The organism is Saccharothrix violaceirubra, from assembly GCF_014203755.1.
GTDB classification, from domain to species: domain Bacteria; phylum Actinomycetota; class Actinomycetes; order Mycobacteriales; family Pseudonocardiaceae; genus Actinosynnema; species Actinosynnema violaceirubrum.
In genome coordinates this window covers 1,262,100-1,274,653 of the sequence record NZ_JACHJS010000001.1, presented here as the reverse complement: position 1 = coordinate 1,274,653, position 12,554 = coordinate 1,262,100, and the positions used below count along the sequence as shown (strand labels likewise).

The following is a 12,554-nucleotide window of genomic DNA, read 5'->3' as shown; positions in this document are numbered from 1 at the left end:
TGTAGAGCCGTAGCGTGATCCAGAAGAACGACCAGGGCAGGAGGTACTCCGGTGTCGATCGTCCCCCACTCACCGGCACCCGCCGCTCCGGTGCACGGCGCACCGTGCTGGGTGGACCTGGCCACCGCCGACCCCCAGGCCACGCTGGACTTCTACGCCGGGCTGTTCGGCTGGCTCTACGTGGTGAGCGAGGGACGTACGCTCGCACTCGTCGACGGTCTGCCGGTGGCCGAACTGGTCCAAGCCGAGGCGCAGAGCGCGTGGACGCTGTACCTGAACACGCCGCACACCCGTGCGACGGCGGACAAAGCGCTCTCGTTGGGCGGCACGATCCTGACCGAACCGACCGACCTGACCACCGTGATCGGCGACCCGAGCGGCGCGATCACCGGGTTCCGGCACGTGACGCCCGACTGGGAGTTCGGCACCGACGGGCACGGCGCGTTCGCGTACGCGGAGCTGAACACCCGGGACGGTGACGCGGCCGACGCGTTCTTCCACGAGCTGTGCGGGTTCGAGGTCACCCAGATCGGCGACGGTCAAGCCGTCGACTACACGACGTGGGCGATCGAGGGCGACACCGTGCTCGGCCGTCAGCGCATGGGTGCGGCGTTCGCGCCGGAAACCCCGCCGCACTGGATGGTGTACTTCACCGCCGCGCCCGAGATCGGCACCGACTCGGTGGCCCGTCGCGCCCTGGAACTCGGCGGACGGGTCACGATCGAGCCTTACGACACGCCGTTCGGGCGGGTCACGGTCGTGGCCGACCACGCGGGGGCGGTGTTCTCCGTGCTCGACCCGACCCGCGTCACGCCACTGGCCGACGACGAGATCGGCGCCGAGGTCGACGACCCGTTCGACGACTGAACGGGTCGTCCTCGCACGTCACGCGGGCACGAACAGATCCAGCAGCAGCCACGCCACCACGGCCGAGGGCAGCAGCGAGTCCATCCGGTCCATGAGACCGCCGTGCCCGGGCAGCAGCGTGCCCATGTCCTTGATCCCGAGATCGCGCTTGATCAGCGACTCGACCAGGTCACCGGTCGTCGCGGTGACCACCAGGGCGGCGCCGAACAACACTCCCTGCCACCACTGGCCGTCGAGCATGAGGCCGACCGTGAGCGCTCCGCCGATCATGCCCGCCGCCAGCGAGCCGGCGAAGCCCTCCCAGGACTTCTTCGGACTGATCTTCGGCGCCATGGGGTGCCGGCCGAAGAACACGCCCGCCGCGTAGCCGCCCGTGTCGGACAGCACCACGCCGATCAGGAACGCCAACACCCGGTACACGCCGTCCTCGGGCGCCACGAGCATCACCGCGAACGACGCGAACATCGCCACGTACGCGACCGTGAACACGGACGCGGTGACGTCGCGCAGGTAGCCCTCGGAACCGTCCTTGAGCCGCCAGATCAGGCACACCAGCAGGGTCACGACGAACGCGGTGAGCATGCCGCCGCGTTCGTAGGGCCACGCCAGCCACACCACCGCCTGGCCGCCGAGCAGCGCGGGCACCATCGTGACGTTGATGCCGGCACCACGCCGCAGCGCACCCGCCAGCTCGTACATCGACACCGCGACCGCGACCGCGACGACGGGTACGAACAGCTGCCGGATCGTGAACAGCGAGACGAGGATGACCGCGCCGAGGCCGACGCCGACCGTGATGGCAGCGCGCAGGTCGCGACCCGCGCGTGACGCGCCCTTCGGGGCGGACTCGGCCGCGCCCTGCTCACCACCGGCTGACACCTGTGCTCCCATCACGACCCGCCGACAGCTCAGACTTCGAGCAGTTCGGCTTCCTTGTGCTTGACCAGCTCGTCGACCTGGTGGACGTACCTGCCCGTGACGTTCTCGAGTTCCTTCTCCGCGCGGGCGACCTCGTCCTCGCCGGCCTCGCCGTCCTTGACCAGGCGGTCGAGCGTCTCCTTGGCCTTGCGGCGGACGCCGCGGATGGAGACCCGGGCGTCCTCGCCCTTGGACTTGGCGACCTTGACCATCTCGCGCCGGCGTTCCTCGGTGAGCTGCGGGAACACCACGCGGATGACGGAACCGTCGTTGCCCGGGTTCACCCCGAGGTCCGAGTCGCGGATGGCCTTCTCGACCGCGTTGAGCTGGCTCGCGTCATAGGGCTTGACGACGGCCATGCGCGGCTCGGGGACGGAGATGCTCGCGAGCTGGTTCAACGGGGTCGGCGACCCGTAGTAGTCGACGACGATACGGGAGAACATCGACGGCGCCGCACGGCCCGTGCGCACCGAGGACAGGTCCTCCTTCGCCACCGACACCGCTTTTTCCATCTTCTCCTCGGCTTCGAGGAGGGTCTCGTCGATCACGGCAGACTCCCTTGGTGTGCGAAGTTCGATCGAATCCCAGCAGGTTCAGTACGACGGGCGGCCGCCGGGGGTGCTCACCAGCGTCCCGATCTTCTCACCGCGGACGGCCCGTGCGATGTTCCCCTCGGTGAGGAGGTTGAACACCATGATCGGCATGAGGTTGTCCATGCACAGGCTGAACGCCGTCGCGTCGGCCACGTTGAGGCCGCGTTCCAGCACCTCGCGGTGGGTGATGTGGTCGAACATCTGCGCGTCGGGGTCGATCCTGGGGTCCGCGGTGTAGATGCCGTCGACGGCCTTGGCCATCAGGACGATCTCGCAGCCGATCTCCAACGCACGCTGCGCGGCCGTGGTGTCGGTGGAGAAGTAGGGCATGCCGGCGCCGCCGCCGAAGATCACCACGCGGCCCTTCTCCAGATGGCGCATGGCCCGACGCGGGATGTAGGGCTCGGCGACCTGGCCCATGGTGATCGCGGTCTGCACCCGGGTGTCGATGCCGTGTTCGCGTTCGAGGAAGTCCTGGAGCGCGAGGCAGTTCATGACGGTGCCGAGCATGCCCATGTAGTCGGCCCGACTGCGGTCCATGCCGCGCTGCTGGAGTTCCGCGCCGCGGAAGAAGTTGCCGCCGCCGATGACGACGGCGATCTGGACCCCGGTCCGCACGACGGCGGCGATCTGCCGGGACACGGTCTGCACGACGTCCGGGTCGACGCCGACCCCGCCGCCGCCGAACATCTCGCCGCCCAGTTTGAGCATCACCCGGCGGTAACCGTCGGCCGGGTCGTGGTCTGCCTCTGCGCTCACAGGTCCTCCTCTGGACACGGAAAAGGCGGGGTTGCCGTGGTTGCGCAACCCCGCCCTCACCCTGATCAGGCTTCGCCGACCTCGAAGCGGGCGAACCGGGTCACGGTGACCCCGGCCTCGTCCAGCACGGCCTTGACGGACTTCTTCGACTCGGTGACCGACGACTGCTCCAGCAGGACGACGTCCTTGAAGAAGCCGTTCACCCGGCCCTCGACGATCTTGGGCAGGGCGGCCTCGGGCTTGCCCTCCTCGCGGGAGGTCTCCTCGGCGATGCGGCGCTCGTTGGCGACCACGTCGGCCGGGACCTCGTCACGGGTCAGGTAGCGCGGGCGCATCGCGGCGATCTGCATGGCGGCACCGCGCGCGGCGTCCTCGCTGTCACCGGTGTACTCGACCACGACACCGACCGCGGGCGGCAGGTCGGCGGCACGGCGGTGCAGGTAGGTGGTCACCTTGCCGTCGAAGACGGCGACCTTGGCCAGCTCCAGCTTCTCGCCGATCTTGGCGGACAGCTCCTGGACGACGGCGTCGACGGTCCGGCCGTCGAGGTCGGCGGCCTTGAGCGCCTCGGCGTCGGCCGGGCGGGTCGCCTTGGCGACGGCCACGATCCGGGCGGCGAGGTCCTGGAAGTCGGAGTTCTTGGCGACGAAGTCGGTCTCGCAGCGCAGCTCGACGACGACACCGTCCTCGGCGGCGACGAGGCCGTTCGAGGTAGTGCGTGCGGCGCGCTTGTCGACGTCCTTCGCACCCTTGATGCGCAGGATCTCGACCGCCTTGTCGAAGTCGCCGTCGGTCTCCTCGAGCGCCTTCTTACAGTCCATCATGCCCGCGGCGGTCAGCTCGCGCAGCCGCTTCACGTCAGCGGCGGTGTAGTTCGCCATCGTGCGATTTCCGTTCCTTCTACGGTGCGTGTACGCGTCTGTGCGCACGCCGCGCCCACCGGATGCAGAGGTGGGACGCGGCGTGCGGCGCAATCAGGACTGGACGGTCTCGGAGCCCGCGGCGGGCGCCTCGGCTGCCGGAGCCTCGGCGTTGACCAGCAGGTCCTGCTCCCACTCCGCGAGCGGCTCACCCGTGCCCGGCTCGGGCTTCTCCGCGCCGCCACCGCCGGCGTTGCCGGTGCGGACGCCGGAACGGGCCATCAGGCCGGCGGCAGCCGCCTCGGCGACGACCTTGGTCAGCAGCGCGGCCGAGCGGATCGCGTCGTCGTTGCCCGGGATCGGGTAGTCGACCTCGTCCGGGTCGCAGTTGGTGTCGAGGATCGCGACGATCGGGATGTTGAGCTTGCGCGCCTCGCCGACCGCGATGTGCTCCTTCTTGGTGTCCACGATCCACACGGCGCTGGGCACCTTGGACATGTCGCGGATACCGCCAAGCGTGCGCTCCAGCTTGTCCTTCTCGCGGTTCATCATCAGGATTTCCTTCTTGGTGAAACCCTGGAAGCCGCCGGTCTGCTCCATCGACTCCAGCTCCTTGAGCCGCTGGAGACGCTTGTGGACCGTCGAGAAGTTGGTGAGCATGCCGCCCAGCCAGCGCTGGTTGACGAAGGGCATGCCGACGCGGAGGGCCTCGTTGGCGATGGCCTCCTGCGCCTGCTTCTTGGTGCCGATGAACAGGATCGACCCGCCGTGCGCGACCGTTTCCCGGACGAACTCGTAAGCCCGGTCGATGTAGGTCAGCGTCTGCTGGAGGTCGATGATGTAGATGCCGTTGCGCTCGGTGAAGATGTAGCGCTTCATCTTCGGGTTCCAGCGCCGGGTCTGGTGCCCGAAGTGCACGCCGCTGTCGAGCAGCTGCTTCATGGTGACGACGGCCATGGCCGGGTTCGCACCTCTTCGATCGGGCGTGCCGACGCTTGCCGGCACGCGGTTCGGTTCGTCGCGGTGGGCCCTGGTCGGACCACCGCCCTGGTGCCCTGCCGCCGTCCGTACCGTCGAAGACATTTCGAGGACCGTTCGGACGCCGTGACCCGACCGCGAAAGGTCGTCTCAGCAGTGACACGCGAAGTCGCCCCGCACTTGGACGGGCCGCGGAACGAGTGTACGCCGCAGCACGCCGGAACCACTAACCGCCCTGCACGACTTGTCCACAGGGGGCGGAGTTGTCCACAGCCACGCCGGACACGCCGGACACCGCGTCCCTCACCCGCCACCCTGGCCCAATGCCCCTCACCACGACCGCGCTGGCACTGGCCGCCACCCTGGCGGTGTCGAGCTTGGCCGCCCCGACCCAGTCCCGCCCGCACCACGGCGTTTTCACCTGGCCCCTACGCCCACCGCACGAGGTCGTGCGCCCCTTCGTACGGCCACCGACCCCGTACGAGGCGGGCCACCGAGGCGTGGACCTGGCGGCCCTGCCGGGCGCGGAGGTCCTGGCCGCCGGCGTGGGCACCGTCGCCCACGCGGGCCAGGTGGCCGGCCGCCCGGTGATCTCGATCGACCACCCGAACGGCCTGCGCACCACCTACGAGCCGGTCGCCCCGACCGTCACCCTGGGCCAACCGGTCGACAGGGGCACCCCCATCGGCACCCTCCTGACCGGCCACGAGGGCTGCCCGCGCCCCGCCTGCCTGCACTGGGGCGTCCGCCGAAAGACCCAGAAGGACGCCTACCTCAACCCTCTGCACCTGATCGCCCGCCCCAAGATCCGCCTGCTTCCCCTCCCCCGAAGCCGAGCGTCTTCACCGCACGCCATTCACGGAACGAGGTGATCACGCTCGAGATCCTGCCGACGACGAATCCACTCGAATTCCCCGCACCGCCCACCCATGGAAGTGATGCATAATCCCGACCGAACAGCCGACATCGGATCATTCACATCCACCGCACGCCCGAATAAAGCCGCCGAGAACGCCCCGCCTCGTAGACCCAGAGCCGAATGGCCCACGAAAACACCACCACGACCGACCATTCGGAGAAAGCGAAACCGCCACCCTTCCCCTCGAGGGCAGCGGACTTCGACCAGCGCGGTGACCGGATGGCCGGTCAGGCGTCGAGTTGCTCGTTCAGCTTCGTCCGCAGACGCAGGACCGCCCGCGTGTGCAGTTGGCACACACGCGACTCGGTCACCCCGAGCACCTTGCCGATCTCGGCCAGCGTCAGGTTCTCGAAGTAGTACAGCGTCACGACCACCCGATCCCGCTCGGCGAGTTGCGCGATCGCGTCCGCGAGCTGACGACGGCTGTCCTGGTCGACCAGGCTCGCGATCGGGTCCTCGGCGCCCTCGTCGGGCAACGACTCGGCCAACGACGACCCCGCACCCGCACTGCGCCCGGCCGCGATGAGTTCGTCCAACGCGACCACGCTCGTGAGCTGGAGTTGCGCGTACAGCTCACGCAACTCGCCGAGCCCGATCTTCAACTCGGCCGCCAGCTCGCGGTCGGTCGGCGTGCGCTGGAGCCGACCGCCCAACCGTTCGAGCGCCCGCTCCACGTCGCGGGCCCGGCTGCGCACCGATCTCGGCACCCAGTCCTGCGAACGCAGGTCGTCCAGGATCGCGCCCCGGATGCGCTGCATCGCGTACGTCTCGAACTTCAGCCCGCGCTCCGGCTCGAACTTCTCGATCGCGTCGACCAGGCCGAAGATCCCGGACTGGATCAGATCGGCCACGTCGACGTGCGCCGGCAGCCCGGTGCCCACCCGACCGGCCACGTACTTGACCAGGGGTGCGTAGTGCAGCACCAGCCGGTCGCGCATTCCCTGATCCCGGGACCTGCCGTAGGTGTGCCAGAGCGCGATGATGCCGGCCTCCACGTCGTCGGCGGAGCGCGCCTCCGCCGCCGGGTACGACGACCGACCGTGTCCGACGGCGGTGTGCCCGTTGTTCCGGGGCGCACCGCCGTCGGCACGGCGACCGTTCGTCCCGGCCGAGGTGCGAGCCTCCGACGAAGTCCCGACGCGCGCGGCGGGAGGAGAGGTCACGGTCGCGGTCCGCGAACCTCCCCCTGCGACGTCAGGAACGGGGGTGGGTTCGGTCATGGATCGCCTTCAGCCGTTCGACGGTGACGTGTGTGTAGAGCTGAGTCGTTGCGAGCGTAGCGTGACCAAGAAGCTCCTGGACGGTTCGCAGGTCGGCTCCCCCTTCCAACAGGTGCGTCGCCGCGGAGTGGCGCAGTCCGTGCGGTCCGGTGTCCACCGCTCCCGGCACCGCACCCACTACATCGTGGACAACCCTCCTGGCGGTACGCGTGTCCAGTCGGCCACCGCGCGCGCCCAGGAAGAGCGCCCGGTGTGAACGGTCGCCGACCAGCGTTGTTCTCCCCTGTTCCACCCAGCGACGTACAGCGCGTTCGGCCGGAACGCCGAACGGCACGACGCGCTCGCGACTGCCCTTGCCCAGAACCCGTATCACCCTTTGGGAGTAGTCGACATCGTCGAGGTCGAGACCGCACAACTCGGCCACCCGCACACCCGTCGCGTAGAGCAACTCCACCACGGCCTGGTCACGCAGCGCAACCGGATCGCCTTCACGCGCACCGAGTTCGGCGGCCGACATGGCGGCTTCGGCCTGATCCGCCCGCAGTACTGCGGGCAGTGTCCGGTGCGCCTTGGGCGCGACCAACCGAAGGCCGGGATCTTCGGTGAGGATTCCGGTCCGCGTGGCCCAGGCGGTGAACGTCCGCGCCGCGGCGGTCCGGCGCGCGAGCGTCGTCCGCTCGGCACCCGCGGCATGCTGCGCACCGAGCCACGACCGCAGCCCCGCCAGATCGATCGACTCCACCGTCGCGTCCGCCGCCGTACCGGCCGCCAAGTGGACCAGCAAAGCCACGACGTCACCCAGGTACGCACGGACGGTGTGCGGAGACAACGCCCGCTCAAGAGCCAGATGGCGCTCGAAATCGTCCACCACCGCGGCCACGTCCGAAGGCAGCGCGCCACGTAGCCGTACGAGATCGACACGGCGAGTCCGGTTCGGCGGCGGGGACATAGCCTCTGACGCTGCGCCCTCCGGCACGTCGGGTCAAGTGTCGCCACGCCAAGTCCCTTCCGGAGTGCGTTTCCATCCCATGTCGATACGCTCCGCCGCACCGATGGCCTCGAGTTCGGGCAGCAGCGCCTCGACCCGTGCCAGCTCGACACCCGACTCCACCGCCACGGCCCGCGTCGGAACCGGGAACATCGGGTCGAGCGCTTCGAGCACCCGCATCGCGTCGCCCTGCGGCGGGACGTCCCGGTTTCCCGTCGCCTCGACCAGGTCGAAGCCGAGTCGCCCCACCGATTCCACGACTTCGGCCACGCTGGTCACCGGTACCGCGTCGCCCGCGCGGAGCAACTCGTTGCAGCCGGACGAACTGCTGGACGTCACCGGACCGGGCACGGCCATCAGCACCCGGCCGAGGGCCGACGTAGTGGCCGCCGTGTTCTTGGCACCGCTGCGCCTTCCCGCCTCGACGACGACCGTCCCGTCGCCGAGAGCCGCGATGAGTCGGTTCCTGGTCAGGAAACGGTGGCGGGCCGGTGAATGGTTCGGTGGGTACTCGCTGATCACCAGCCCCTGCTCCAGGATCTCCGCGAGCAATCGCTCGTGACCGGCGGGATAGGCGACGTCGACACCGCACGCCAGCACGGCGATCGTCGACCCGCCCGCCGCCAGGGCACCCCGGTGCGCGGCGCCGTCGATCCCGTACGCGGCACCGGACACCACGGTCATCCCCGCCTCGGCCAGCCCGTAGCCGAACTCGGCGGCGACGTGCAGGCCGTACCCGCTCGCGGACCTGCTGCCGACGACCGCGACCGCCCGATCGGTCGATTCCGCGAGATTTCCCTTGCCCCGCACCCACAACGCAAGCGGCGCGAGACCACACCTGAGTCGGCGCGCGGCGGCCATGGTCAACGCCTGGAACGGCCAGTCGGGCCACTCGTCGTCCTCGGGAATCACCAGGCGACCACCCTGTGCGGCCATCTGCCGCAGATCTTCCTCGGCCCGATCCCGCGCACGCCGCGCCGACGTCTGCCGGTCGACGTCCGTCGGCACCATCCCGTCGCGCACCAACCGCGCCGCCCGGACGGGACCGTGCTCGGCGACGAACGCGGCCAGCGCGGGTGCCGGCGGCTCGGCCACGCGGGAAAGATAGGCCCGGGCCACCCTCACCGGATCATCGATCATGACCCCGCTCCTTGGATCGGATTCGACGAGCTTCGGACACGACGCACCTCCACGAGAATTTCCGAGAAAGGACTCACCCAAGATCGAAATGCTTCACCGATCGAGCATGCGACGCGGAACCGGTGACATTTCCAAGACGAGAAGAACAGAATCAGCTTCGACGTTCCCGAAATTCGAGGGCGGTGGCGACGTGTTCGGCGGCGGGTTCCGGGGAATCCGCCAGATCGGCCAACGTCCAAGCCACCCTGAGGCAGCGATCCGCACCCCGGCCGGTCAGGGCGCCGGTCGCGAGGGCGCGATCCAGCAGCGCCGTGGTCGAACGCGGCAGCACGTGCTCTTTTCTCAACACCGGACCGGGCACCTGGGCGTTGGTGCGCCAGCCGTGCTCCGACCACCGCCGCATCGCCCGCTCACGGGCCCGCTGCACCCTGGCCCGGACGACCGCCGTCGACTCGGGCTCGACCACCTCGGCACCGTTCATCGCGATCAACGGCCGGGTCTTCACCCTGAGATCGACCCGGTCGAGCAGCGGGCCCGACAGTTTGGCCTGGTACCGCCGCCGGGCGGTCGACGTGCACAGGCAGTCGACCTCCTTGGGCGGTGCGCACGGGCAGGGATTCGTGGCGAGCACCAGTTGGAAGCGAGCCGGGTAGCGGGCCATCCCGTCCCGCCTGGCCAGCCGGATCTCGCCTTCCTCCAGGACCGTGCGCAGCGCTTCGAGCTTGCTCTGGCCGAACTCGCAAGCCTCGTCCAGGAACAGGACCCCGCAGTGCGCCCGGCTCACCGCACCCGGCCTGGGCAGGCCGGTCCCGCCGCCGATCAGGGCCGCCGTCGACGTCGAGTGGTGTGGACTGACGAACGGCGGCGCCGACACGAGCGGCATGTCCGGCGTCAGCAGGCCCGCGACCGAATGCACGGCGGTGACCCCCAACGCGTCCTCCACCGTCAACGGCGGCAGCAGGCTGGTCAGGCGATGCGCGAGCATCGTCTTCCCGGTGCCGGGAGGTCCGCTGAGCAGCAGGTGGTGCCCACCGGCGGCGGCCACTTCGAGCGCCCACCTCGCTTCCGGCTGACCCATCACGTCCGCCAGCTCGGGACCGCTCGGGGGCATGGCCACGAAAGCTCCCGACGACGGCACGACAAGCGAAGTGCCACCGTCCAACCACATGATCACGTCGACGAGCGTCTCGGCGCCGAACAGCTCGATCTCCTCGACCAGCGTGGCCTCGGGCAGGCACTCGACCGGCACCACCGCCCGGGTCAACCCGGCGCGGCGCGCCGCCAGCAGGGCGGGCAGCACGCCGCGTACCGCCCGCACCCGCCCGTCCAAAGCCAACTCGCCCAACAACACCGTGCCGACGAGGCGCTCGGACGACACCGATCCGGCCGCGGCCAGCACCGCACACGCCAGGGCGAGGTCATAGCTCGAACCACCCTTGGGCAGCGTCGCGGGCGACAGGCCCAACGTGACCCGCTGCGTCGGCCATGACCGGTCGGAGTTGCGGACGGCCGCCTTGACGCGATCCTTCGACTCGTGCAGCGCGGCGTCCGGCAGACCGAGGAGCTGCGTGCGCACGGTGCCGACCCCGACATCCGCCTCGATCTCCACGGGCACGCCGTCGACGCCGTACAACGCGACCGACCACGCCCTCGACAGCCCCATCACACGCCTCGCACGTGGCGCAGCGACACCGGTCCGTCCGGCGGCCACTCCACCGCGATCACGTCGAACCGGATGCGCACCCACCCGACCCGGTAATCGGAGAGCCAGCGCATCGCCAGACGGCGGATGCGGTCGAGCTTCTCCGGCGTCACGGCCTCGAGCGGACTGCCCCGGTCGGTACCGGACCGGCATTTCACCTCGCACACCACCAGCTCGGTGCCGTCGGTGGCGACGATGTCCAACTCGCCTTCCTTGCACCTCCAGTTGCGCGACAGGACCACCAGCCCCTCGCGTTCCAGCCATTCGCAGGCGACGTCCTCGCCGCGCTTGCCCAATGCCATGTTCATCCGACGCCTCCGGAGTTCGTGGGTACGACTGTGCCGGGGTGGGTCGGTCGGATGCGAGGACGTCCGTCGAACCTGTGGACAACTCGGGGGTCGCCCGTGGACCTGTGGACAACTTCCACCGGACGCGGCAGGGGGCCGCCGGGTGTGCACCCGGCGGCCCCCTGCCGACGACGAGATCAGGAGTTGAAAGGACCGTCCTCGGGCAGTCTCAAGTCAGGCTTGTCCAGCTCTTCGACGTTGACGTCCTTGAACGTGATCACCCGGACGTTCTTGACGAATCGGGCGGGACGGTACATGTCCCACACCCACGCGTCGGACATCCGCACCTCGAAGTAGACCTCGCCGTCCGCGTTGCGGACCTGCACGTCCACCGAGTTGGCCAGGTAGAACCGCCGCTCGGTCTCCACGACGAACGAGAACTGGCTGACGATGTCGCGGTACTCCTTGTACAGCGACAACTCCATCTCGGTCTCGTACTTCTCGAGATCCTCTGCACTCATTACGCCTCCGCGCGGGTGTTCATCGAATCCGCGCCCCTCCTCGTCGCATGCCCGCCACCGCCGTCGGGCGGCGGTGTTCCATTCTGGACCACCCCGGCGGTCACGACGCCTCGTGCCAGCCGGTGGGGCGCGACCAGGCCGTGCCTGGCCGCCGCCGTGGCCACATTCGCATACGACCAGCGATGTTGCGCACTCGGGCCGTGTTCCAGCAGCGCGGCCGTGTGATCGGCCGTGCTGTAGCCCTTGTGCACGGCGAACCCGTAGACCGGGAGTTCGCCGTGCAAGTCGGTCATGATCCGATCGCGCGTGACCTTGGCCAGCACGGATGCCGCCGCGACGGACGCCACCACCCGGTCGCCCTTGACCACGGGGACGTTCGGCGCGGTCAGGCCCGGCACCGGGAACCCGTCCGTCAGCACGTAGCCCGGGTGCGCCGAAAGCCGGGCAACGGCTCGTCGCATCCCCTCGATGTTCGCCACGTGCACCCCGAGTTGATCAACTTCACTCGATGGGATGACGATCACGGCGTAGTCGACGGCTCGATCGAGGACCAGGTCGTACATGCGGTCACGGGCGTTGGCCGTCAACAGCTTGGAGTCGGTGAGTCCCTCGAACCGCGCCGCGTCCCGGCAGTCCAGCACGCACGAGGCCACGACGAGCGGGCCGGCACAGGCTCCCCGACCGGCTTCGTCGACACCCGCCACGGGACCGAGTCCACGCCGGTCGAGCGCGGCCTGGAACGCCCAGATACCCGCGTTCTGCCGAACCTGGACACGAGGCGGCTTGCGGATCACCCCACGAC

At 69.5% G+C, this 12,554-nt stretch carries 14 protein-coding genes; 2 read left to right on the top strand and 12 right to left on the bottom strand.

Annotated features, from left to right (window positions below):
- Positions 1-51 precede the first annotated feature (51 nt).
- Positions 52-867: a VOC family protein gene (locus F4559_RS06540; protein WP_184666688.1), complete on the top strand. Its 816-nt coding sequence runs from the start codon at positions 52-54 to the stop codon at positions 865-867.
- 18 nt (positions 868-885) lie between these two features.
- Here F4559_RS06540 and F4559_RS06535 read toward each other — a convergent pair whose 3' ends face one another.
- From F4559_RS06535 to rpsB, 5 genes are all read right to left on the bottom strand, one after another.
- On the bottom strand, positions 886-1,758 hold the full coding sequence (locus F4559_RS06535) for a phosphatidate cytidylyltransferase (RefSeq protein ID WP_184666687.1): 873 nt from the start codon (positions 1,756-1,758) through the stop codon (positions 886-888).
- Positions 1,759-1,775: 17 nt separating this feature from the next.
- Entirely contained in the window at positions 1,776-2,333 is a 558-nt protein-coding gene (gene frr, locus F4559_RS06530; RefSeq protein WP_184666686.1) for a ribosome recycling factor, read from the bottom strand.
- Between the two features lie 45 nt (positions 2,334-2,378).
- On the bottom strand, positions 2,379-3,089 hold the full coding sequence (gene pyrH / locus F4559_RS06525) for a UMP kinase (protein WP_221447711.1): 711 nt from the start codon (positions 3,087-3,089) through the stop codon (positions 2,379-2,381).
- Positions 3,090-3,202: 113 nt separating this feature from the next.
- Positions 3,203-4,018 (bottom strand): translation elongation factor Ts, encoded by an 816-nt coding sequence (gene tsf, locus F4559_RS06520; protein WP_184666684.1) that lies wholly within the window; start codon positions 4,016-4,018, stop codon positions 3,203-3,205.
- 93 nt (positions 4,019-4,111) lie between these two features.
- The gene (gene rpsB, locus F4559_RS06515; protein ID WP_184666683.1) at positions 4,112-4,954 is read right to left on the bottom strand and encodes a 30S ribosomal protein S2; all 843 of its coding nucleotides are present in this window, start codon (positions 4,952-4,954) and stop codon (positions 4,112-4,114) included.
- Positions 4,955-5,298: 344 nt separating this feature from the next.
- On the opposite strand from rpsB, the gene F4559_RS06510 reads away from it, so the two are divergent.
- Complete coding sequence (locus F4559_RS06510; RefSeq protein WP_184666682.1) at positions 5,299-5,847, top strand: murein hydrolase activator EnvC family protein; 549 nt, start codon at positions 5,299-5,301, stop codon at positions 5,845-5,847.
- A 274-nt stretch (positions 5,848-6,121) separates the two neighbouring features.
- Here the strand turns inward: F4559_RS06510 and F4559_RS06505 are convergent, their stop codons facing one another.
- The 7 genes from F4559_RS06505 to F4559_RS06475 all read right to left on the bottom strand — a co-directional run bounded on the left by F4559_RS06505 (position 6,122) and on the right by F4559_RS06475 (position 12,546).
- The gene (locus F4559_RS06505) at positions 6,122-6,889 is read right to left on the bottom strand and encodes a FliA/WhiG family RNA polymerase sigma factor (protein ID WP_376774706.1); all 768 of its coding nucleotides are present in this window, start codon (positions 6,887-6,889) and stop codon (positions 6,122-6,124) included.
- 199 nt (positions 6,890-7,088) lie between these two features.
- Positions 7,089-8,063: a tyrosine recombinase XerC gene (locus tag F4559_RS06500; RefSeq protein WP_184666680.1), complete on the bottom strand. Its 975-nt coding sequence runs from the start codon at positions 8,061-8,063 to the stop codon at positions 7,089-7,091.
- Between the two features lie 33 nt (positions 8,064-8,096).
- Positions 8,097-9,242 (bottom strand): DNA-processing protein DprA, encoded by a 1,146-nt coding sequence (gene dprA / locus F4559_RS06495; RefSeq protein ID WP_184666679.1) that lies wholly within the window; start codon positions 9,240-9,242, stop codon positions 8,097-8,099.
- A 151-nt stretch (positions 9,243-9,393) separates the two neighbouring features.
- A complete protein-coding gene (locus F4559_RS06490) occupies positions 9,394-10,905 on the bottom strand; it encodes a YifB family Mg chelatase-like AAA ATPase (RefSeq protein ID WP_184666678.1) in 1,512 nt (503 codons plus the stop codon).
- A complete protein-coding gene (locus F4559_RS06485; RefSeq protein ID WP_184666677.1) occupies positions 10,905-11,252 on the bottom strand; it encodes a YraN family protein in 348 nt (115 codons plus the stop codon). The genes F4559_RS06490 and F4559_RS06485 overlap by 1 nt, the downstream gene beginning before the upstream one ends.
- 176 nt (positions 11,253-11,428) lie before the next feature.
- The gene (locus tag F4559_RS06480) at positions 11,429-11,752 is read right to left on the bottom strand and encodes a DUF2469 domain-containing protein (RefSeq protein ID WP_015104440.1); all 324 of its coding nucleotides are present in this window, start codon (positions 11,750-11,752) and stop codon (positions 11,429-11,431) included.
- Positions 11,752-12,546, bottom strand: a complete 795-nt coding sequence (locus tag F4559_RS06475; protein WP_184666676.1) for a ribonuclease HII — start codon at positions 12,544-12,546, stop codon at positions 11,752-11,754. The genes F4559_RS06480 and F4559_RS06475 overlap by 1 nt, the downstream gene beginning before the upstream one ends.
- Between the last annotated feature and the right edge of the window lie 8 nt (positions 12,547-12,554).